This is a genomic window from Actinomadura rubrisoli, assembly GCF_004349215.1.
GTDB lineage: Bacteria > Actinomycetota > Actinomycetes > Streptosporangiales > Streptosporangiaceae > Spirillospora > Spirillospora rubrisoli.
Window position 1 is genome coordinate 1 of record NZ_SMKU01000073.1, and the last position, 21908, is coordinate 21908.

Annotated in this window: 15 protein-coding genes; 5 read left to right on the plus strand and 10 right to left on the minus strand. The window is 70.5% G+C overall.

The window, feature by feature from the left end; all coding sequences use genetic code 11:
- Positions 1 to 2274: sensor histidine kinase (locus tag E1298_RS16330; protein ID WP_131894047.1), on the minus strand; the 2274-nt coding region annotated here is incomplete at its 3' end.
- A gap of 165 nt (positions 2275 to 2439) precedes the next feature.
- Here E1298_RS16330 and E1298_RS16335 point away from each other — a divergent pair.
- Entirely contained in the window at positions 2440 to 3681 is a 1242-nt protein-coding gene (locus E1298_RS16335) for an extracellular solute-binding protein (RefSeq protein ID WP_207944660.1), read from the plus strand.
- Positions 3682 to 4402: 721 nt separating this feature from the next.
- On the opposite strand, the gene E1298_RS16340 is transcribed toward E1298_RS16335, so the two are convergent.
- Together E1298_RS16340 and E1298_RS16345 are read right to left on the minus strand one after the other, a co-directional pair.
- Positions 4403 to 4900 carry a pyridoxamine 5'-phosphate oxidase family protein gene (locus tag E1298_RS16340; protein WP_131894049.1) on the minus strand — a complete coding sequence of 166 codons (498 nt, stop codon included), beginning with the start codon at positions 4898 to 4900 and terminating at the stop codon, positions 4403 to 4405.
- Positions 4901 to 4971: 71 nt separating this feature from the next.
- The gene (locus E1298_RS16345) at positions 4972 to 5604 is read right to left on the minus strand and encodes a LysE family translocator (protein ID WP_165975490.1); all 633 of its coding nucleotides are present in this window, start codon (positions 5602 to 5604) and stop codon (positions 4972 to 4974) included.
- 73 nt (positions 5605 to 5677) lie between these two features.
- Here E1298_RS16345 and E1298_RS16350 point away from each other — a divergent pair, with 73 nt between their 5' ends.
- Both E1298_RS16350 and E1298_RS16355 read left to right on the plus strand, forming a co-directional pair.
- On the plus strand, positions 5678 to 6544 hold the full coding sequence (locus E1298_RS16350; RefSeq protein ID WP_131894051.1) for a LysR family transcriptional regulator: 867 nt from the start codon (positions 5678 to 5680) through the stop codon (positions 6542 to 6544).
- 922 nt (positions 6545 to 7466) lie between these two features.
- Entirely contained in the window at positions 7467 to 8054 is a 588-nt protein-coding gene (locus tag E1298_RS16355; RefSeq protein ID WP_131894053.1) for a dihydrofolate reductase family protein, read from the plus strand.
- Positions 8055 to 8241: 187 nt separating this feature from the next.
- Here the strand turns inward: E1298_RS16355 and E1298_RS16360 are convergent, their stop codons facing one another.
- The 6 genes from E1298_RS16360 to E1298_RS16385 form a co-directional block, all read right to left on the minus strand.
- Positions 8242 to 8931, minus strand: coding sequence for a class I SAM-dependent methyltransferase (locus tag E1298_RS16360; RefSeq protein ID WP_131894055.1), 690 nt, complete (start codon positions 8929 to 8931; stop codon positions 8242 to 8244).
- A gap of 966 nt (positions 8932 to 9897) precedes the next feature.
- Positions 9898 to 11643 carry a glycoside hydrolase family 3 protein gene (locus E1298_RS16365; RefSeq protein ID WP_131894057.1) on the minus strand — a complete coding sequence of 582 codons (1746 nt, stop codon included), beginning with the start codon at positions 11641 to 11643 and terminating at the stop codon, positions 9898 to 9900.
- 655 nt (positions 11644 to 12298) lie between these two features.
- Complete coding sequence (locus E1298_RS16370) at positions 12299 to 13381, minus strand: family 2 encapsulin nanocompartment cargo protein polyprenyl transferase (protein WP_131894059.1); 1083 nt, start codon at positions 13379 to 13381, stop codon at positions 12299 to 12301.
- A gap of 13 nt (positions 13382 to 13394) precedes the next feature.
- A complete protein-coding gene (locus tag E1298_RS16375) occupies positions 13395 to 14765 on the minus strand; it encodes a family 2B encapsulin nanocompartment shell protein (protein ID WP_131894061.1) in 1371 nt (456 codons plus the stop codon).
- A complete protein-coding gene (locus E1298_RS16380; RefSeq protein ID WP_131894063.1) occupies positions 14762 to 17011 on the minus strand; it encodes a terpene synthase family protein in 2250 nt (749 codons plus the stop codon). The genes E1298_RS16375 and E1298_RS16380 overlap by 4 nt, the downstream gene beginning before the upstream one ends.
- On the minus strand, positions 17011 to 18411 hold the full coding sequence (locus E1298_RS16385) for a family 2B encapsulin nanocompartment shell protein (RefSeq protein WP_243725619.1): 1401 nt from the start codon (positions 18409 to 18411) through the stop codon (positions 17011 to 17013). The genes E1298_RS16380 and E1298_RS16385 overlap by 1 nt, the downstream gene beginning before the upstream one ends.
- A 262-nt stretch (positions 18412 to 18673) precedes the next feature.
- Between E1298_RS16385 and E1298_RS16390 the strand changes: the two genes are divergently transcribed.
- Positions 18674 to 19807 carry an epoxide hydrolase family protein gene (locus E1298_RS16390; RefSeq protein WP_131894065.1) on the plus strand — a complete coding sequence of 378 codons (1134 nt, stop codon included), beginning with the start codon at positions 18674 to 18676 and terminating at the stop codon, positions 19805 to 19807.
- Positions 19808 to 19851: 44 nt separating this feature from the next.
- Positions 19852 to 20178: an ArsR/SmtB family transcription factor gene (locus E1298_RS16395; protein WP_131894067.1), complete on the plus strand. Its 327-nt coding sequence runs from the start codon at positions 19852 to 19854 to the stop codon at positions 20176 to 20178.
- A 290-nt stretch (positions 20179 to 20468) separates the two neighbouring features.
- Here E1298_RS16395 and E1298_RS16400 read toward each other — a convergent pair whose 3' ends face one another.
- The gene (locus tag E1298_RS16400) at positions 20469 to 21884 is read right to left on the minus strand and encodes an MFS transporter (protein WP_207944661.1); all 1416 of its coding nucleotides are present in this window, start codon (positions 21882 to 21884) and stop codon (positions 20469 to 20471) included.
- Between the last annotated feature and the right edge of the window lie 24 nt (positions 21885 to 21908).

Genomic DNA, 21908 nt, shown 5'->3' on the forward strand with positions numbered 1-21908 from the left:
GACTCCGCCCGAGCCGCCGCCCACTCCGCCGGTCCCGCCGCCCACTCCGGCGGGCCCGGCCGCCATGCCCGGCGCCGGGCTCGGGGAAGGCGGCTGCGCAGCACCGGGCTGAGGCTGGGGCGCCGCGGCATGCCGTCCGGCCGGAAGCTGAAGCACCGAGCCACCCCCCTGCCCGTACGCCTCCTGCCCATAGCGGTCCTCCGGCCGCCCGGGACCGAGCCCAGCCGGGTGCTGCGGGTGCTGGTGGTGCTGCGGGCCGCCCATGATCGCGCCAACGGGGACGAGCGCGTCCTCGGCGCGGCGGGTCGTGAGCGCGCGCGAGGCGGCGCCCTCCAGTTCCCCGGCGTCGCCGCGGACGACGAGGTCCTCCGGTAGCAGGACGATCGCGGTCATGCCGCCGTACGGGGACGTGCGCAGCGTGACCTTGATGCCGTGCCGGCGCGCGAGGCGTCCGACGACGAACAGGCCGAGCTGCGCGCTGTCGGACAGGTCGAACTCGGCGGCGGTGGCGAGCCGCTCGTTGGCGGCGGCGAGGCTCGGCTCGTCCATGCTGAGGCCGCGGTCCTCCACCTCCAGCGTGAAGCCGTGCGAGACGGCCTGCCCCTGCACCTGGACGGTGGTGTGCGGCGGGGAGAACGCGGTGGCGTTCTCGATCAGCTCGGCGAGCAGGTGGATGACGTCGGCGACGGCGGGGCCGACGATCGCGGCCCGGGTCATCGGCGCGACGTTGACCCGCGTGTAGTCCTCGACCTCGGATGCGGCGGCGCGCGCCACGTCCACGATCGCGACGGGGCTGCGCCAGCCGCGGCCGGGCGGCTGCCCGGACAGGATGATCAGGCCCTCGGCGTGCCGACGCATGCGGGTGGCGAGGTGGTCGACGCGGAACAGGTCCTCCAGGTCGTCGGGGACCTCGATGCGGCGCTCCATCGCGTCCAGCAGCTTGAGCTGGCGGTGCAGCAGCGTCTGGCTGCGTCGGGCGAGGTTGACGAACACGTCGCTGACGTTGCGGCGCAGCGTCGCCTCCTCGACCGCGCCCTGGATCGCGGTCCGCCGGGCGGCGTTGAACGCCTCGCCGACCTGGTCGATCTCGCGGGTGCCGAACGCCAGCGGCGGCGCCTCGGCCGCCACGTCGACCTCCTCGCCGCGCCGCAGCCGCCGGATCACGCCGGGCAGCCGGACGTCGGCCAGGTCGATCGCCTCGCGGCGCAGCCGGGCCAGCTCGCGGATGACCGAGCGGGCGACCCACACCGCGATGACCAGGGACGCGACCACGGCGACCAGGCCGAGCGCGCCCGCCAGCACGACGCGCGTGATGATGCCGTCGGAGATCGGCTCGGCGCGCTTCTCGGCGCCCGCGGACACCGCGAGCTCCAGGCCGCGCAGCCGGGTGAGGTTGGAGTCGGCGGTGGTCTTCCACAGCACCCCGGCCGTCCCGGAGGACCTGACCAGGCGCGCGGACCCGACGAAGCGGTCCTCCAGCAGCCGCAGCCGGGCGTACTCCGGCATACCGACGACGCGCTGGTAGTAGTCCTGGTCGGACACGCGCAGCTCGGCGGCCGAGAATCCGTACAGCGAGCGCTGCGTCCCGACGAGCTTGACGAACTGGGCGTGCTCGGCCGGGCTCATCCGGCCGGCGGCGAGCGCCCCGGCGAGCAGCGCGTCCTCCTGCGCGAGCGTCTCGCGGGCCCGCGTCAGCGACGCCTGGTTCCGGGCGTCCTTCGCGACCTCGGAGTTGTCGAGCGTGGCGAGCGAGCCCTGCAGCGACCCGATGTCGGCCAGCAGCGCGGTGTACTCGGCGAACGCCCGGGACCGGTTCGCCGCGCCCGAGTCGATGGCGCGGCGGCCGGCGCTCAGCGCGTCCAGCCCACCGATGATCTTGTCGGCGAGCCGGCGCGCCTGGCCGGGCGCCACGCCGCGGGCACCGGCGTTCCTGGCGAGGGCGCGGAACAGCTCGGCCTGCCGGTCGGTGACCAGGCGCCCGGACTCCATCGAGGCGCGGTCGCCCTCGGCGCGGCTGCCGAGGTAGACCATCGACAGCCGGCGCTCGGCCTGCAGGGAGCTGCCCAGCGCGCCGGACGGATAGCCGTAGTGGTCCTGGACGGTCTTGACGTGCCGGAGGTTGAGCCCCTCTCCGAGAGCGATGCTCGCGGCGAACGCCCACAGGACGCCGAGCGAGACCACCGACACGGTGACCATGAGGATGACCTTGAAGCGGATGGAACGGAATCGCGCGGCCTTCGGACCGGCCCGCCGGTGCCCGGCGGCTGAGTCCATGGGGCGGCCTCGGTTTGGCACTTCGGCTGAACTTTCGATCGACGGAGGGCTTGCGCGGAACGCAGGAGAGCCTAGTAACGACCGGAACCGTGTGTCGACAGTTTCCAACTCATCACATTATGTGTGCACGTTCGACCGAAAATACCCCTACCATCTCCCAGCGTGATGGCTCGTACACCGGACCCAGGGACGTCCCCCGCGGCACGCAGGCGACCGGCACCGCCCGTCCCACGAGAACGCTCGCGGCTCGCGGCCGCGGCGGGCGCGCTCGCGCTGGCGGCTGCGATGGCCGGATGCAGCGGCGAGAAGGACGAGCCTGCCACCCCGCCCGCCGTCCCGATGCAGCAGGACGTCGGCCAGGGCGAGGGCCGCCTCGACCTCGTCGTGTGGGCCGGCTACGCCGAGAACGGGTCGAACGACCGGAGGGTCGACTGGGTCACCCCGTTCACCCGAGCGACCGGCTGCCGGGTCGAAACGAAGGTCGCCGACACGTCCGACTCGATGGTCGCCCTGATGAAGACAGGCCGGTACGACGGCGTGTCCGCCTCAGGCGACGCGACCCTGCGGCTCATCTACGGCGGGACGGTCGCGCCGGTCAACACCGGACTGCTCAGCGGCTACGACGACATCGCCAAGTTCCTGAAGAACCAGCCGTACAACTCCGTCAAGGGCCAGATGTACGGCGTCCCGCACGGCTACGGCGCGAACATGCTGATGTACCGCACCGACAAGCTCCAGCAGCGCCCCACGTCCTGGAGCGTGGTGTGGGACAAGAACTCCCCCGCCGCCGGGCACGTGGTCGCCTACGACTCGCCCATCTACATCGCGGACGCCGCGCTCTACCTCAAGACACACCGTCCCGAACTGAAGATCGACGACGTCTACGCGCTGGACCAGAAGCAGTTCGACGCCGCCATCGCCCTGCTCAAGCAGCAGCGGCCGAACGTCAACCAGTACTGGGCGAACTACCTCGACGAACTCCAGTCCTTCAAGAGCGCCGACAACTACGCCGGGACGGCCTGGCAGATGACCGCGAACCTGGCCCTGGCGCAGAAATCCCCGGTCGCGACCACGATCCCGGCCGAAGGCGCCACCGGCTGGTCCGACACATGGATGATCTCGTCCAAGGCCCAGCATCCTCACTGCATGTACAAGTGGATGAGCTGGATCACCCAGCCCCGCGTGCAGGCCCAGGTCGCCCAGTGGTTCGGCGAAGCCCCCGCGAACCCCAAGGCATGCGCGTACACGGCCAAGGGATTCTGCGCGACCTACCACGTCGGCGACCCCGCCTTCTACGAACGCCTCGCCTTCTGGCGCACACCCGTAAAAGACTGCGGCGACGACCGTGGCTCCAAGTGCATCGACTACTCAAAGTGGGCCCAAGCCTGGACACAGATCAAGGGCTGAGTTTATTGCATTGCCCTCGGCGTCAGGCGCTAGCGCGCCTTCCTTCAACGGGCAATGCGGCGATCGCTGCATCGCTCCGACTCGCCTAGCGGCTCGCTGCGCGATCAGGTTCTTGCTTCGCTCGAACCTGGCTTCGCACGCGATCGCAACGTTTGAGGTTGTCGACGCTTGAGGCAAGCGCCTGCCTATTGCAGCGCGCTCGGCCCTCAGGGGGTTACGCGCCTTCCGTAATGGGTGTTGCGGGCGTGGGGGGACGGTCCCGGGCGACCACCCGGAGCAGCGACCTGCTGGTCGAGGTTCTGATTGGACTCGCCGCGGCTGGCCCGTCCCCGGCCCCGCCGTCGAAGTGTGTGCGCTGGGCGGATTGGTGGCACGTCGCGACCGCTGCCCAGCGACGTTCATCGATCGTGTGTTCGAGTAGGGTATCGAGCCGTGCAGGCCAACCGGGCGGGGATCACCCGCGAACATGTGCCGTTCCTGTGCCCCCACGGCCACCGCCTCGAAGCCGGGCGCGTCATCGTCGGGTGGTCGCCTTGCGTATGCCCACCATGCGCCGACCGCGGGCGGGGCCTCCGTGGCCACCGGACCTACCTGTGTCTTGACTGCCGAGACGAGCACGTCACGACCAAGTGCTACCTCCCCCACCACGTCCCAGCGGACGGTACGGAATACCGCTGGCCCTAAGAGCGCGTTGAGCGGACGGTCCCATGGGTGGTGTCGCTCAATTGCTCTGGCGTTCGTTCTGCTGCCGGATCAGTTCCTCGACCGCGCTCGGCAGGGTCGTCTCGAAGTCGATCAGCTTTGCCCAGGTCGGCGTCACGACGATGCGGACCATGCTCTTGTAGAGCGAGCGGACCCCGGCCTCCCACTCGACGCGCTGTTCGGCCGTCATCGTGTAGGTGCCGTTCATCTGGAGGTACTCGTCCGGGATGCCGTCGACGACGTCCAGTTCGGCCTGCCCCCGGATGAGCAGGATCTTGGGCGGGTGCACCTCGGTGTCGATCGTCAGGGCGACCGCCGGGTTGTGGCGGAGGGACGTGAGCTTCGGGGCGTTCGTCGCGGTGCACATGACGACCTCGGAGCCGTTCCAGGTGAACCCGATCGGCACGTTCCGCGGCGTGCCATCCTTGGCGACGTAAGCCAGGCGGGTCAGATCGCGGGCCAGGAGTTCCTGGCTGATCGGACGGTTCAGGACCTCAGTGATCTCGTTCGGCTGCATGGTCGGCGTTCCTTCCCATTGATGGATGTCGTGCCTGGCCGCAAGATCTTTCGCTGCGGCCCGCAGGCGGGTCAGGTGGTCTGGTGGGCGGTCGCCATCTTGACCGCGAACGCGATCAGCAGGACGCCGGTGACGCGTTCGATCGCCGCCTTCACGCGAGGTCGGCGAAGCAGCCGTCCGAACCCGTCGACCGCGGCGACGTACAGGCCGAACCAACTCAGGTAGAGCAACGCGAACACGGCCGACAGCAGCAGTGCCCGGCCGGGCTCGGGGCCCGCCGACAGGAACTGCGGCAGGAACGTCACGAAGAACAGCGCCACCTTCGGGTTCAGCGCGTTGCTCAGGAAGCCCTGCCACAGCGCGGTCGCTGGCCGCCACCGTGCCCGCTCGACCGGCGCCTCCTCCGGCTCGCGGCGTGAGCGGGCGGCCGAGCGCAGGGTCTGGACGGCCATCCACAGCAGGTACGCGGCTCCGACGATCTTCAGAGCGGCAAAGGCGGTCGCCGAGGCGAGCAGCAGCGCGGACAGCCCGATCGCGGCGGCACCGGCGTGCACCGTCAGCCCGGCCACGCCGCCGACCGTCGTCAGCAACCCGGACGCGCGGCCCCCGACGAGCGTGCTGCGGGTGATGAGTGCCTGGTCCGGCCCCGGAATCATGATCAGCACGAGCGCCGCGAGGGCGAAGGTCAGGATCGAGGTTTCCATGTGCCCTAGCCTGTGGCCCTCGACTCATTACGTCCAATGCCTATGATTGTTGAAACCCATAGATGAGGTGAATATGTTGGACCTCGTCCGCCTGCGCGTGCTCACCGCCGTCGCCCGGACCGGCTCGATCACCGCAGCGGCCAAGGACCTGCACTATACGCAGCCGTCGGTGAGCCACCACATCGCCCGGCTGGAGGCGGAAACCGGCGCCACGCTGCTGCAGCGCGTCGGCCGCGGAGTCCGGCTCACGCCAACCGGCGAACTGCTGGCCGAACGCGCCCTGGAGATCATCGGCCGGGTCGACGCCGCTGCGGCGGAGCTGTCGGCCCACATCGGCCTGAGCGCGGGCAAGGTGCGACTCGCCGGCTTCTCTTCGGCGATGAGCACCCTGGCCCCGGCGGCCGCCACCGCGCTCGCCGACACCCACCCGGGTCTGGAACTGAGCCTCACCGACACACACCCGCCTGAGGCGCTGCGGCTGCTGCGCGCGGGCAAAGCCGACGTCGCGATCGTTTTCCGCTATGACGAGTCGCCGTCGGAGGAGCCCGGGATCCGGCTGCACCACCTGCTCGACGACCCCACCTACCTGGTCACCCCCGGTCCGTCCGGAAACCAGACCCTGGCGGCGCACCGCGACGCGCGCTGGATCGCCGGCTGTGAGCGCTGCCGCGGCCACCTGCTGGAGCTGTGCGCCCAGGCCGGGTTCACGCCGAACATCACCTACAGCACCGACGACATGGTAGTGATGCAGTCCCTGGTAGCGGCCGGGCTGGGCGTTACCACCGTGCCGGGCCTGGCGCTTCGCGCCCACCGCGGCCCCGGCATCGAGGCCACCGAGGTACCCGCGTCGACCCGCCGGGTCTACGCGGCCACCTACGGCGAGCCGCCCGACCCGCCGGCCACCACAGCCCTCCTAGCCGCCCTGCGCCAAGCCGCATAGCCCACCAACGCGCGACCGGACCACCTGCCCTACTGCGGCGCCGTCGCTACCGCCTCGGACGACGAGCGGCTTCCGGAGCACAGGAACCGACCGGCGCACCACCGGCCGATCACGCCCCTGGGACGTCGCACACCACCCCAGATACGACCCGATCAGCACCCCTCGACCCCCAGCGGCGGCCCCGGCACCCGCAGATCGGCCTCCGGGTACGGCAAGCCGACGGCCGCCTCATCCCACCGCCGAGGGCTGGCGGCCACCAGCCTCACCGCACCGCCCGGACACCGTCGCGGCACCCGCCTCCCCGGTGGTACGGCGTGCGCGCGCAGTGGCACCACGAACCCAAGCGGACCGCACCCGTCCTATCCCCACAGGTGACCCCGTCCACGCAGACCAACGTCCACGACGCGATCAGCGCATCGTCCGACCACCCCATCCGCACGACCGGACCCGAGAGATCGTAGATCCCAGATCACACCGATCGCTGCGATCGCGCGCCCCACCCGCCGAAGGAAGGCGCACTAGCGCTCGTCGCTGTGGGGCACCGCGAGCAAGAAGGTAGTCGCCTCATGCGTCGACAGCCTCAGCGTTGCGATCGCGTGCGAAGCCAGGTTCGAGCGAAGCAAGAACCTGATCGCGCAGCGAGCCCCTGGGCGAGTCGAAGCGATGCAGCGATCGCCGCAGTGCCCGCCGAAGGAGGGCCGCCAAGGCCCGACGCCAAGGGCACTGCAACAAACACAGCGATCGCCGCAGTGCCCGCCGAAGGAGGGCCGCCAAGGCCCGACGCCAAGGGCACTGCAACAAACACAGCCACGGGCGGCATCGTTTGACTGGGTGCGATGAGTTCTGCTGTCCGAACCGGTCTACCTCCGAGATGACAGGCCGGGAGCCGCCGGGCCGAGCGATAAGCAGAGGGGACCGCGTAATGGGCAAGATCTTCAGCCACATGACGATGTCGTTGGACGGATACATCGCACAACCGGATGACATGCCCGGTGAGCTGTTCGACTGGTACGGCGCCGGAGACGTGACCGTGCCGAACCCCAACGAGGAGATCTCGTTCAACGTCGATGATGCCAGTGCGGGGTATTTGCGAGATCTGACCGAGGACACCGGCGCGCTCATCGCCGGCCGGCGCCTGTTCGACATCGCCGACGGTTGGAACGACAAGCACCCGGCCGGCGCACCCGTTGTCGTGGTCACTCACCGCCCGCCGGCGGATGCCGAGGAGAAGTGGCCGACAACGACGTTCGTCGACGGGGTCGAGGCGGCGATCAATCGGGCGAAACAGATCGCCGGCGACAAGAACGTCACGATCGCCAGCGCGAACGTGACGCAGCAGGCACTCGCCCTTGGCCTGGTGGACGAGGTGTGCGTCAGCCTCGTACCGGTGCTGTTCGGTGAGGGGATCCCGTACTTCTCGAAGATCGAGGGCGGGCACCTGCTACTCGACGATCCGGTCGTCGTCCAGGGGCGACGCGCCCTTCACCTCATCTATCCGGTCCGTCACTAGGGCCTGTTGATCGAACGGGGTTCCCGACCGGGCCCCCGCATCAGCGGGGGCGCCCAGGCCGTCCGTCGTCCCACGTCATCTTGGGTCGAGTGCGAGATGTGGTGGATCCGACGTGTGGGGACGGTCCTCCGCGAGCGGTTCCTCTATAGGAAGCATCTGAGCCGCAGGTTCGTGGACGTCCGCGCGGTTACCTCGACGACTGATGTGGACGATCACGAGAAGCGCGGCGCGCCTTGACTGCCAGCACAGCCGGTACCGGCGTGCCACCTTCGGTGAAGGCTTCCAGTGTCAGCCCCGCCCGCAGGAAGGCGCCGAGCAGGTCCGGCAACGGCCAGTGCGAAGAGCCCACGCGGTTGCGCAGGCCCCGGGTGGTCCATGACGCCTTGGTCCAGTGGCCGTCCACATAGCCTGGTTTGATCACCACCGCCGCCGGATCGGTGCGGTCGGCGAAGCCTCCGCAGAAGCACGGATGGACGCCGACATGCACCAAGACGCCGTCGGGCCGCAGCACCCTGGCCGCCTCGCGCAACACCGCCGGGTATCCAGGCATGTCGGTGTGGACCATCACAGAGATCACCGCCGGCACCGTCCCGGAGGCGATCGGCAGGCGCTCGGCGGCACCCTGCACGATGGGCAGCCGCCCGTTGGCATACCCAAGCATGCCCGCCGACAGGTCAACCCCAACCGGACTCCAGCCCAGCGAGCGCACAAGATCGGCGTGCACGCCGGTGCCGCAGCCGATCTCCAGGCAGATACCCGATCCCTGACCCAGCAACGCACGCAGGCAGCGGTCGATCCCGATCGGGTCGCCGATCCGGCTGGAGGCCAAGAACTCGTTCTCGTACCAGTCCGCGATCTCGTCGTAGGAGGCTTTCATGATCCGATCCTGCGGCGCGAAACACCGGTCGCCCAGGGATTCAGCGACAAGCGTAGGCACGGGCCAGACGCACCGACGTAGGTTCTTCCGGTGTTCGCGTGCGAGGTGGGAGCGCCAATATTCAGGGGCGGCTTGGGCGTCCAGGCACCCACGGCCTGGCCGGTGCGGGACTGCGCCATAGACCGCCCCGAGGGTCGCCATCCTCTTGCGGGCAGGCTTCCCTCCCGCGGCCAACCGGGTGCGGAAGGTGCGCGTGGCCCTGGCCGTGGCCGAGCCACGCACCGCCTCCGCCCAGGCGACGCGTTCCACCCCCGTCAACTCAGCGTTACGGTCGCCGTGGTGCCCGTCGGCGGAGGGCGTGCTGCCGCCTGGCGCTGAAGGCATTGCCGCAGGTGGAGGGTAGTAGCCTCTGCCGACGACAGCCCTCAACGTTGCGATCGCGTGCGAAGCCAGGTTCGAGCGTGCGAGAACCTGATCGCGCAGCGAGCCCCTAGGCGAGTCGAAGCGATGCAGCGATCGCCGCAGTGCCCGTTGAAGGAAGGCGCTCTAGCGCCTGACGCCGAGGGCACTGCAACAAACACAGCGATCGCCGCAGTGCCCGCCGAAGGAAGGCGCGCAACGCCTGACGCCAAGGGCACTGCAATAAAACCCTCTAATACGCTAGAGCGCGGCCGGATGGGGTTCTTAGGTCTAGATCGAGGTTTCGCGGGCGGCGGACGGTGGGGCGCTTGCGGATCCTGACGCGAGCCTGGCGTTCCATGATGTCCTCCTGGTCACCTTGCCGTACGGCACCATTGCCCGTTTTGGCCTAACGTCACCATCGCGCATGGCACTGACAGGCGCATCGAGCCGTGGGCGGTGCCGGCTCTCCGACTTTCGGAGCAGGTCGGACGGGGGGCATACGCCCTGCGCGGTAGTGGCGTATGGCCCCAGGAGGTGGGGCCTTGTTCCTTCCAGGAGGGGCCGTCAGTAGTGGAGGCCGTGTCCGTAGGGGTAGAGGCCGGCGATGGTGACGGGGAGGCGTCCGCCCGGCTGGCGGCCGAAGATGACCTCGGCCGCGGCCTTGTGCATGGTCAGGTCGATGCGCTGGGCTCGGGCGGTGGTTCCGTAGGTGGCGACGTATGCCTTTACGCCCGGGTAGGAGCCGATGTCGTACGGGAGGCCGATGGCGAGGGCCGCGACGGGCTTGCCGGTGGCTTGCAGGGCGCGGACGAGCCTTGCCTGGCCGGCCGGGAGCGCGCCCGAGGAGTAGGTCGTGACGAGGACGCGGTCGGCTTCTCCGGCGCGGCGGACGGCCTCGGCGATCTCGGCGTCGGTCGGGTCGGTGGTCGCGGACTGCCAGCGTGTCACCGGGCCGCGTGAGGCGTCGTCCACAGCCTGTGCGAACGGCTCGACCTGCGTGACGCCCGCGATGAAGGTGCGCGCCGGGGATGCGGCGTCGAACGGGAGCATGCCGTTCTCGTTGCGGACGAGGGTGGTCGCGGCGACGCCCATCGCGAGGGCACGGCGCTGGAATCCGGGGTTGCCGGACACGCGCTCCGCCGCCGCCGGGCTGACGTACCGGTGGTCGAACGCGCCGTACTTGCACTTGAGCGCCAGTACGCGCCGCACGGACTCGTCCACCCGCGCCTGGGTGAGCTCACCCTTGCGAAGCGCGTCGAGCAGCGCGCCCACCGCGTCCACGTGCGTGGAGTACTCGCCCGTCGACATGATGACGTCCGCGCCGGCCTTGACTGCCATCACGGTGGCTTCGCGGGTGCCCCAGTTCTTGGCGATCGCGTCCATGTCCATGGCGTCGGTGACGATGAGGCCCTTGAAGCCCAGTTCGTTCCGGAGGACGCCGGTCAGGAGCTTGGGCGACAGCGTGGCGGGCAGTTCCGGATCGATGGCCTTCACGACGACGTGCGCGGTCATGATCGAGTCGGCCCCGGCGGCGATGGCGCCGCGGAACGGGGGCAGGTGGACGCGGTCCAGCGTCGCCCGGTCGTAGTCGACGGCGGGCAGGCCGAGGTGGCTGTCGGTCTTGGTGTCGCCGTGGCCGGGGAAGTGCTTGGGCGTGGCGATGACGCCCGCCCCGCGGTACGCGCGGACCTGGTTCTCGACGAGCTGCTGGACGAGGTCCGTCCGCTCGCCGAACGAGCGGACGCCGATGATCGGGTTGAGGGGGTTGGTGTTGACGTCGGCGTCGGGCGCGAAGTTCCAGTGGAAGCCCATCGAGCGCGCCTCGGCGGCGGTGATGGCCGCAGCCTCCCGCGCGAGCCGGGGGTCGCGGGCCGCGCCGAGTCCCATCGCGTTGGGGAGCGGCGTGGTGCCCTCCCGGACGTTGTGGGTCGTCCCGAACTCGAAGTCGCCCGATACGAGCAGCGGCAGACGCTGCGGTGTGTCCTGCGCCCACCGCTGGATCTGGTTGGAGTAGCGGGCGGCGAGCCCCGGTGTGCGCGGCTCCGAGGTGATGACCGAGCCGATCTTCAGATCCTGGAGGGAGCGGCGGGTCTCCTCGTTGGGCATGCCGTCCGGCCCGTCGTGGGTGACCGCCATGACCATCTGCCCGACCTTCTCGGCATCGGTCATGCGCCCCAGGTAGGCGTCCGGATCGCAGCCCCGGGCCCGTGGGGGCGCCTGCCGATCCTGCGCCTGCGCGGCCGGCGCCAGCGCCAGCCCAAGGGCCGCGATCGTGATGGTGGACACCAGGGAACGCCTGCCGGGCCTCATGCCGCCTCCTAGATCGGGACTCCTGGTCTAGACCAGTTGATCCAGGCGGCTGGGTCAATAGGGAAACTTGCCAAGATCAACCGACTTACCCGGGGGCGAGGGCGGCGCGGATGCGGCCGAGGCGGCCCCCGACAGGACGGCCACGAACGTAACCAGGGACGGCGCACGCAACGCACGCAGCGCACGCGGCAGGCGCAGCGGGCGCAGGGGATCACGCCGTGGACGGACGGAGAGGCCGCGTCCCTCGTAGAAGACCGCCTATAAGGGTGGGCCGGACACGATCTCTGCGGGGGCCGCGTGCAGACCGCCGAACGATGGTCCGGCGGCGCGCAGCTCGCTGACCTCAGCCATTCGGGACCGCCCGCCCGCCGCAGCCCGTCAGAGAAGGCGTGCACCCTGCGGCACAAGTAGGTAGTTGCCGCAAGCGTCAACAACCTCAACGTTGCGATCGCGTGCGAAGCCAGGTTCGAGCGAAGCAAGAACCTGATCGCGCAGCGAGCCGCCAGGCGAGACGAAGCGATGCAGCGATCGCCGCAGCGCCCGTTGAAGGAAGGCGTGCAACGCCTGACGCCGAGGGCGATGCAATGGACACAGCGATCGCCGCATTGCCCGTTGAAGGAAGGCGCGCTAGCGCCTGACGCCGAGGGCAATGCAATTAACTACTCCGCCGGGTTACCAGGTTGGCTAGGGCTTGGAGTTCGGTGGCGGCTGTGGGGGTGGGGGCGGCGGCGTCTAGTTCGGTCAGGGCTTCGGTTAGGAGGTCGTCGGCCTGGGTGGTTGCCCAGGAGCGGCCGCCTGCCGCGTCGATGAGGGCGGCGGCTCGGGCGGGTTCGTCGCCGGTGAGGGGGGTGTCGCGTAGGTAGAGGGCGGCCAGTTCGTCGCCCGCTGGGGTGCGGGAGGTGAGGGCGGCTACCACTGGGAGGGACTTCTTGTGGTTGCGCAGGTCGGAGTGGACGGGTTTGCCGGTGACGGCGGGGTCGCCCCAGATGCCCAGGAGGTCGTCGACGAGTTGGAACGCCAGGCCGAGGCGTTCGCCGAACTCGCGGAAGTGGGCGATCTGGTCGGCGTCGCCTCCGCCGTGGACGGCGCCGAGCGCGCAGGCGCCGCCGAGGAGGGCGGCGGTTTTGCGGCTCGCCATGGTCAGGCATTCGGTGAGCGAGACGTCGGAGCGGTCCTCGAAGGAGATGTCGGCGCTTTGGCCTTCGACCAGTTCCAGGATGGCGCGGCTCAGGACGCGGACGCCGGCGGCTGGGGCGCGGCCGTTGGCGAGTGTCTCGAAGGCGGCGGCCAGCAGGGCGTCGCCGGCGAGGATCGCGGCGTTGATCCCGAAGACGCTCCACGCGGTCGGACGGTGCCGGCGGGTGACGTCGCCGTCCATGACGTCGTCGTGGAGCAGGGAGAAGTTGTGCGCCAGTTCCACGGCGACGGCGGCGGGCAGGGCCGCGGCCGCCGTCCCGCCGACGGCCTCGGCGGTCAGCAGGGTCAGGGCCGGGCGGATGGCCTTGCCGCCCGACCCCTCGGCCGGGCGGCCGCCCTCGTCGAGCCAGCCGAAGTGGAACGCGGCGATGTCGCGCATGGAGCCGGGCATGTCGTCCACCGCTTCGCGCAGCGCGGGGTCGACCAGGCTCCGGCTCCATGCCAGTACCTCGGCAGCGGGCCGGGGGGCCGCCTGGCGGAGGGCCGGCGGGGAGCCGGAGCGCAGCGCGGTGGCGGGCGGTAGGGCGTCTCCTGCCGGCATGGCGGTCCCCTCCTCAGCGGGCGATCTCGACGTTCTCCAGGACGCCGAGGGCGTCGGGTACCAGCACCGCGGCAGAGTAGTAGGCGCTGACCAGATAGGTCATGATCGCCTTGTCGTCGATGCCGGTGAAGCGCACCGAGAGGCCCGGCTGGACCTCGTCGGGGATCCCGGTGCGGTGCAGGCCGATGACGCCCTGGTCGTCCTCGCCGGTGCGCATCGCCAGGATCGAGCTGGTCCCGGACGAGCTGATCGGGATCTTGTCGCTGGGGTAGAGCGGCACGCCGCGCCACGCCTGGACGCGGCGGCCGTTCGCGTCGGCGGTGGCGGGGTAGACGCCGCGGCGGGTGCACTCGCGGCCGAACGCGGCGATCGTCCTCGGGTGGGCGAGCAGGAACCGCGTCTTGCGGCGCCGGGCCAGCAGTTCGTCCAGGTCGGCGGGAGTGGGGGGGCCGCCCCGGGTCTGGATGCGGTGCCGCAGGTCGCAGTTGTGCAGCAGGCCGAAGTCGCGGTTGTTGATCAGCTCGTCCTCCTGCCGCTCCTTGATTTCCTCGATGGTCAGCCGGAGTTGCTGTTCGAGCTGGTTCATCGGCTTGTTGTAGAGGTCGGTGACGCGGGAGTGGACGCGCAGCCGCGTCTGGGTGACGCTCATCTCGTACTCGCGGGGCGCGCTCTCGTAGTCGACGAACGTGCCCGGCAGCACCGGCTCGCCGTCGTGGCCGGCCGCGAGCGAGATCTCCGCCTCGCCGTGCCGGGTCTGCGGCAGGACGGGCGCGTCGCGGTATTCCTCCAGGTGGGTACGCAGGCCGTCGAAGCGGCCGGTCAGCTCGCCGATCGCCTCGTTGGACAGTGACAGCACCGTGCAGGGCGTGACGGCGCGGTACGCGTGCTCCCATTCCTCGGAGGTGTCGAGCAGGGCCCGCTCGCCGAAGAACTCGCCGTCCGCCAGGACGGCCAGTTCGGCGTCGGCGCCGTACGCGCCGGGGCCGATCTCCGCGACCTTGCCGTGCGCGATCAGGACGACCTGGTCGAGGGGACGGCCCGCCTCCACGATCGTCTCGCCGGGCTCGTACTCGCGCTGGGAGAACCGTTCGGCGAGCCCTTCCAGGACCTCGGCGTCGCCGAGCCGGCGCAGCGGGGGTAGTTCGGCCAGCTCGGGCGGGATCACGCGGACGTCCGCGCCGTCGTTGACGAAGGTCAACCGCCCGTCGCCGAGCTCGTAGGTGAGCCGGCGGTTCACCCGGTACGAGCCGGCGTCCGCCCGCACCCACGGCAGCAGCGTCAGCAGCCAGCGCGGGGTGATGCCCTGCATCTGCGGGACGGACTTGGTCGTCGTCGCGAGGTTGCGCGCCGCCGACGTGCTCAGGCTCAGCTGCTGTTCGGTCATGAGCCGCTACCTCCGGAAATCGCGGGATGGGCCGGACGGACGCGGGCCGACGAGGTGCCGAGCCCGGTCGGACCGGTCAGGGGCCGTGTGGCTGGGACGAGCGCGCGGGGTGCCTCCGCGCTCTCGGTGGCGGATGCGCCCGGCTGGACCGCGGGCGGGGGCGCCGGGGGCGTGTAGCGGGCGGTCGTCGTGGACCATCGCAGGTCGCCGGCCATCCAGCGGCGCAGCGCCTCGACGTAGCGGGCGAGGCCCTCGCGGGCGGCGGCGTCGAGGTCGTGTCCGGCGGCCGGGACGGGCGGCTCGGAGTCGGCGATGCGCGCGAACCGCCGGACGCGCGAGTCGATCAGGTCGCCGACGATGTCGGCGGCATGTTGCAGGTCGGAGCCCAGGAACCGCTGGACGGCGACGACTCCGTTGGCGTGCTCGCCCTCCACCTCGGTCTCCTTGCGGTACGACAGGAGGTCGTTGCGGAGCCCCACGCTGTCGGCGAACGTGTCGCGGAGCGCCCGCACCGGGCCTGAGGCCAGGACCTCGGCCGGGACGCCCAGGGCGTACCGCACCAGGCCGGTGGAGAGCGCGGCGGCACTGGTCTTGCGCCGCATCTCGATGTAGTCGACGGGGTCGGGGACGCGGTTCTGGACGAGCCCGGCCAGCTCCCACAGCGCCCCGTCGGTGAACTCCCAGAGCCCGTCGGCGAGGTGGGCTCGTTCCTCGGCGGGCATGCGGGCCCACAGGTCGGCCAGGCCGCGCTCGACCGGATCGGACGGGACGGCCCCGGCCGAGGGTTCCGCCGTGAAGTCACGGAGCCGCGCAAGGTAGGTCTTGGCGCCGAGGAGGTCGCGGGGGTGCTTGAAGCGTTCGACGAAGAAGTCGTCGAAGTAGAACCTCCACAGGTTCCAGTCGTTGATCAGCTCCAGTTCGGGGCAGGCCGCGTCGGGGTGGGTCAGGGCGGTGAACATCGCGTAGTCGGCGGCGTCGAACGCGTCGGCCGTCCAGGGCCCGGGGGCGTCGCCGTCCACCATGCCCATCTCGCGCGCCCACGCTCCGGCGTGCGTGCGGAGCGCGGACACCCGCGGGTTGAGCAGGGCCGGGTACGGCAGCGTGAGCTCCGGGAGCCGGAACGTCTCGCCGGGCGCGGGACCGGGCGGCCTGGTCAGCGACCGGATCCGCACCGCCGAGGTGCCGAGGCCGAGCAGCCCGGACACCTTGGGCAGCCCCTCCGGGGCGAGGGAGCCGGTAGCGGCCCCCTCGTTCATGTACCGGCTGGACCGCAGGTGCCACTCGTGGGCGCCGGACTGCCAGTCCTGGAGGGCCCGGGCGTACCGGAGGACGTCGAGCCGGGCCGCCGGGGAGAGCCCCCGCTCCTCGAACAGGAGCGGGAGCTCGGTGACCACGGTGTTCTCGAACTGCTGCATCCGCGAGGTCAGCAGGTCGTTGGTGAGCTCGGCGGCGCGCTGCGGGCCGGTGCCGAAGAACCGCTGCATCACCAGGACGCCGTTGTTGACCTCGCCCTCGCTCTCTATCTCGCGCTGGTAGGAGAAGATGTCGTTGCGCAGGTGGACGGAGTCGGCGAACGCGTCTTTCAGCACCCGCAGCGGGCGGGTGCCCGCGACGTCCGCGGGCACCTCGGCTCCGGCGGCGACCTCCGCCAGGTCGGCCGACCAGGGGGCGCCGCCGACCTTGCGGCGCATCTCGATGTAGTCGATCGGGTTGGGGACGCGCTCGTCAGTGATGTTGGTGAGCTCCCGCAGGGACTCCTGCAGAACGTTGTGCGTGCTCTCGGCGAACCGTTCGCGCCACTCCTGCGACATGAGCGGGACGGTGCGCCCCCACAGGTCGGCCAGGCCGCGCTCGACCGGGCCGGTGGGTTCGGGAGCCGGGGCGGCCCCCGCCTTCATGGGCATGAAGGCGGGGAGCCGCGCGAGGTACTCGGCGGCGCCGGCGAGGTCGCGGGGGCGTTTGAAACGCTCCAGAAAATGGTCGTCGAAGTAGAACAACCAGACATACCAGTCGGTGACCAGGTCGAGGACGGGGCCGGGCGCCTCGGGGTGCGCGTAGGCGGTCAGGAGCGCGTAGTCGTGGGCGTCGTAGGCGTCCTCGTCCCAGATCGGGGAGCCGGACGGGTCGTCGCCGAGGATGCCCGTGTCGTACGACCATTTCTTGGAGTGCTCGCGCGCCTGGTCGAGGCGGGGATTGAGCCGCGCTGGATGCGGCACATAGAACCGGGGGAGCTGGAACGGCTGCACTAGGCCGCCCCACCGTGCGCGATCTCGACGGACTCCAGCATGCCCAGCGCGTCGGGCACGAGCACGGCGGCGGAGTAGTAGGCGCTGACCAGGTAGGAGATGAGCGCCTGCTCGTTGATGCCCATGTACCGGACGGACAGGCCGGGCTGGTACTCGTCGGGCAGCCCGATCTGGTGCAGCCCGATGACGCCCTGGGACGCCTCGCCGGTGCGCATCAGCAGGATCGAGCTGGTCTTGGTCTTGCTGACCGGGATCTTGTTGCAGGGGAAGATCGGTACGCCGCGCCAGGCCGGGACCTGGTTGCCGTGGACGTCCACGCTCTCGGGGTAGACGCCGCGCGCGCTGCACTCGCGGCCGAACGCGGCGATCGCCTTGGGGTGGGCGAGGAAGAACGCCGGGTCCTTCCAGACGAGGGTGAGCAGGTCGTCCATGTCGTCGGGCGTGGGCGGGCCGCCGCGGGTGTGGACGCGCTGGGACAGGTCGGTGTTGTGCAGCAGGCCGAAGTCGCGGTTGTTGACGAGCTCGTCCTCCTGGCGCTCGCGCAGCGCCTCGATGGTCAGCCGGAGCTGCTGCTCGACCTGGTCCATCGGGTCGTTGTAGAGGTCGGCGACCCGGGTGTGGACGCGCAGGACGGTCTGGGCGACGCTCAGCTCGTACTCGCGCGGGGAGCCTTCGTAGTCGACGAACGTCCCGGGCAGGACGGGTTCTCCCGAGTGCCCGGACGCGACATCGATGGCCGCCTCGCCGTGCGGGTTCTGCGCGCGTTCGGGGCTGTTGCGGAACTCTTCGAGGTGGGCCTGGAGCGACGGCGACTGGCCGAGCGTCTCCCGGAAGTCGGCCTCGCTCATGGTGAGCAGGGTGCAGGCGGTGACCGCCTTGATGGTGTGCTCCCACTGGTCCGGTTCGTCGTCCTCCTCGCCGCGGACCAGGGTCTGCTCGCCGACGAAGTCGCCGTCCGCGAGCGTGCCGTGGGCGGCCTCGGCGCCGTACGCGCCCTCGCCGACCCTGCTGAGCTTGCCGTGGACGACGAGGATGACCTGGTCGACGGGCCGGCCCTGCTCCACGATGACGTCGCCGGGCTCGTACTCGTGCTGGGTGAAGCGGCCCGCGAGGGCGTCCAGCGACAGCTCGTCGTCGTAGCCGCGCAGGGGCGGCAGCTCGCCCAGCTCGCGCGGGATGACGCGGACGTCGGCGCCGGTGGTCACGAACGTCACCCGTCCGTCACCGACGGTATAGGTGAGCCGCCGGTTGACGCGATAGGCGCCGCCCGCCGCCTGTACCCAGGGCAGTAGCTTCAGCAGCCACCGGGAGGAGATGCCCTGCATCTGCGGCACGGACTTGGTCGTCGTCGCCAGGTTTCGTGCCGCCGCGGTACCGAGGCTCAACTGCTGTTCCGTCACGTCCACACCACCGATTCGTCGCCGGTCTGCCAGGAATGTGCCGTACCTCAAGACAAAGGGAAGGCAAAGAAAGCAGCGCCGATATCCGGGGGAGCCTTTCTTTTCCGGCCTTCTGCCTTGCCACCCGAGACGCTACCCACGGTAATCACATGATCGCAACGGGAGATCTCCCTCACCTCTTCTTTGCTTTTCGGTCACACAAGACGCACCTCTCGGCGATAGCGGACAAGATCCGGCCTCTACGGCGCTTACCGTCTGATGCATGGACGACAACAAGATCCGCTCCTTCTGTATAAATGTGCCCAACGCCGCCCTGGACGACCTGCGCGCGCGCTTGGGGCTCACCCGCTGGCCGGACGAGCTTCCAGGGGTCGGCTGGTCGTACGGAGTTCCGGCCGCCTATGTGCGCGACCTCTCCGAGTATTGGCGCACCGGGTACGACTGGCGACGGCACGAGGCGGAGCTGAACGGATTTCCGCAGTTCACGACGGCAATCGAGGGACAGCGGGTGCATTTCCTGCACGTCCGCTCGCCGGAGCCGGGCGCGCTGCCTTTGGTCCTCACGCACGGCTGGCCGGGTTCGGTGGCCGAGTTCACGCAGCTCATCGGGCCACTGACCGACCCGCGCGCACACGGCGGCGACCCGGCGGACGCCTTCCACCTCGTCGTCCCGTCGATCCCGGGGTTCGGCTTCTCCGGGCCGACGCACGAGGCCGGCTGGGACGCCTCCAGGGTCGCGCGCGCCTGGACGGAGCTGATGCACCGCCTCGGCTACGAGCGGTTCGGCGCGCAGGGCGGCGACTTCGGCTCGGTCATCTCGCCCGAGCTGGGCAGGGCGGCGCCGGACCGGGTCGTCGGCGTGCACGTCAACGCCCTCGTCACGCCACCGTCCGGCGACCCGGACGAGCTGGACGGGCTCAGCGGCGCCGACCGGGAGCGGCTGACCGGGCTGACGCGGTGGCACGAGCAGCTGTCGGGCTACGCCGTGGTCCAGAGCACCCGTCCGCAGACGCTGGCGTACGCGCTGGCCGACTCCCCCGCGGGACAGCTCGCCTGGTACGCCGACTGGTTCGCGGGCCACGGCGACAAGGTGGGCGCGCTCGATCGCGACGCGATCCTGACGAACGTCCAGATCCACTGGCTGACCGGGACCGCGGGATCGGCCGCGCGCTTCTACCGGGAGAACGCCTCCGCCTGGGGGAAGGAGCGGGAGCGGTCGCCGGTCCCGGTCGGCGTGGCCGTCTTCGCGGGCGACTCCACCATCCGGCGGTTCGCCGAGCGGGAGCACCGGGTCGTGCGGTGGACGGAGTTCGGCTCGGGCGGTCACTTCGCGGCGATGGAGGTGCCGGACCTGCTGGCGGACGACGTGCGCGCGTTCTTCCGCGACCTCCGCTAATATATACCCGAGTGTGCATATGAATGGCCGGTTATGATGATGGCATGTCTTCCGCGTTCACGGTGCTCGCCGAGCCGACCCGCCGCCGCATCCTGGACCTCCTTTTGGAGCGGCCGCGTCCGGTGGGGGAACTCGTGGAGCAGCTCGGGCTCACGCAGCCCGGCACGTCCAAGCATCTGAAGGTCCTGCGCGACGCCGGGCTCGTGCGGGCCCGCCAGGACGCGCAGAGGCGGGTGTACGAGGTGCGCCTAGAGCCGCTCGCCGAGGTTGACTCCTGGCTCGCCCCCTACCGGCGCGCCTGGTCCACGCGGCTGGACGCGCTGGAAAGGCATCTGGACGCCGATCCCCCCGGCCCGCGCCGGGAGCCGTGACGGCCCACGAACGTGGCCCGGCCGGTGGTGCAAATCACCCGCCATCCCGGCCCGGGGCGGGAAAGTCCGGCCCCCTTCTGGTGTTAGGGCAGATGAGCATCACGGGCCCCGGCGAGGACGGGCCCGGCAGACCGGAAGGGAGGCCCCCAGTGACCACGGTTTGGACAGCACTGGTGATCGAGACCGGCGCCGCACTGGCGATCGCGACCTCGCTGGTGGGCTGGTCCCGCCGGCACTTCGCCCGCCGCTGACCCTGGCCATCGCCGAGCGGCGTCGGACGGATCCGCGTCTCAGCGCACCGCCCCGGAACCCACGGGTTCCGGGGCGTTCTCGTCCCCGGCCCGCTCGATCGGGACGCCCGCCGTCTCCGGGATCCTGATGATCGGCACCAGCGCCACCAGCCCGGCGAGCATCAGGTAGTACGCCGGGACGTAGTTGGTCCCGGTCACCTTGATCAGCGAGCCGACCAGCACCGCCGCCGTCCCGCCGAACAGCGATGTGGAGACGTTGTAGCCGATCGCGAACGCCCCGTACCGCACCTTCGTCGGGAACATCGCCGGGAACGTCGCCCCGACCACCGCCAGCATCAGCACCAGCAGCCCGCCGATGATCGCGTAGCCGAGCGCGACGCCGGCCGGGTGATCGGTCTGCATCAGCGCGAACGCCGGCCAGGCCAGCACGATGTAGCCCACCGCCGCGCTGACCAGCAGCGGCTTGCGGCCGATCCGGTCCGACAGCGCGCCGAGCGGGACGATCGCCGTGATCATCGCCAGCTCCACCCCGATGGTGATGAGCTGCGACGTCACATCGCCCATCTCAAGGTTGTCGGTGAGGTAGGACGGCATGAACGTCAGCAGCGTGTAGTCCGCGACGTTCAGCAGGAAGACGATCCCGATCAGCATGAGGATCATCCGCCAGTTGTGTTCCAGCGTCTCCCTGAGCGGCGAACGCGCCTTCTTGCCCTCCTCCTCCATGTGCTGGAAGGCGGGGGTGTCCTCGATGCGCGTCCGCACGTACAGGCCGACGAGCCCGAGCGGGAGCGCGAGCAGGAACGGCAGCCGCCAGCCCCAGTCGTGCATCCGGTCCTCGCCGAGCCCCACGTTCGTCAGCAGCACCAGGCCCGCACCCATGATGTAGCCGGTCAGCGTGCCGAGCTCCAGGAAGCTGCCGAAGAACCCGCGCCGGTTCGTCGGCGCGTACTCGGCGATCATCGTCGCGGCGCCGCCGTACTCGCCGCCCGTCGAGAAGCCCTGGACGAGCCGCACCGCGAGCAGCAGCAGCGGCGCGGCGAGGCCGATCGTGTGGTAGCCCGGCAGGATCCCGATCGCGAACGTGGAGCCCGACATCAGGATGATCGTCGTGGCCAGCACCCGCTTGCGGCCCAGCCTGTCGCCCATGGGGCCGAAGAACATGCCGCCGAACGGACGGGCGAGGAACGCCGCCGCGATCAGCGCGAACGAGCGGAGCGTGGCGCTGCCCGACTCGCCGGACGGAAAGAACACCGTGCCGATGACCGAGGTCATCACCCCGGCGCTGAACACGCCGAAGTCGAACCACTCGATACAGTTGCCCATCGCGGACGCGAGCACGGCCTTGCGGACGGCCGGCTGGTCCACCTGCCTGTCCTGCGCTACGCGCGCCCCCGCCCCCGCCGGGCCGCGTCCCCGGCCGGGCGCGTCCGGCCCGGGATCGGAGTCTGCGTTCATCGACACCTCCCGGGCTACCCTCTG

Coding starts and splice junctions, on each gene's coding strand:
- E1298_RS16335 (WP_207944660.1), top strand. CDS start 2,440: ATGGCTCGTACACCGGACCCAGGGACGTCCCCCGCGGCACGCAGGCGA.
- E1298_RS16340 (WP_131894049.1), bottom strand. CDS start 4,900: ATGCAGCCGAACGAGATCACTGAGGTCCTGAACCGTCCGATCAGCCAG.
- E1298_RS16345 (WP_165975490.1), bottom strand. CDS start 5,604: ATGGAAACCTCGATCCTGACCTTCGCCCTCGCGGCGCTCGTGCTGATC.
- E1298_RS16350 (WP_131894051.1), top strand. CDS start 5,678: ATGTTGGACCTCGTCCGCCTGCGCGTGCTCACCGCCGTCGCCCGGACC.
- E1298_RS16355 (WP_131894053.1), top strand. CDS start 7,467: ATGGGCAAGATCTTCAGCCACATGACGATGTCGTTGGACGGATACATC.
- E1298_RS16360 (WP_131894055.1), bottom strand. CDS start 8,931: ATGAAAGCCTCCTACGACGAGATCGCGGACTGGTACGAGAACGAGTTC.
- E1298_RS16365 (WP_131894057.1), bottom strand. CDS start 11,643: ATGAGGCCCGGCAGGCGTTCCCTGGTGTCCACCATCACGATCGCGGCC.
- E1298_RS16370 (WP_131894059.1), bottom strand. CDS start 13,381: ATGCCGGCAGGAGACGCCCTACCGCCCGCCACCGCGCTGCGCTCCGGC.
- E1298_RS16375 (WP_131894061.1), bottom strand. CDS start 14,765: ATGACCGAACAGCAGCTGAGCCTGAGCACGTCGGCGGCGCGCAACCTC.
- E1298_RS16390 (WP_131894065.1), top strand. CDS start 18,674: ATGGACGACAACAAGATCCGCTCCTTCTGTATAAATGTGCCCAACGCC.
- E1298_RS16395 (WP_131894067.1), top strand. CDS start 19,852: ATGTCTTCCGCGTTCACGGTGCTCGCCGAGCCGACCCGCCGCCGCATC.
- E1298_RS16400 (WP_207944661.1), bottom strand. CDS start 21,884: ATGAACGCAGACTCCGATCCCGGGCCGGACGCGCCCGGCCGGGGACGC.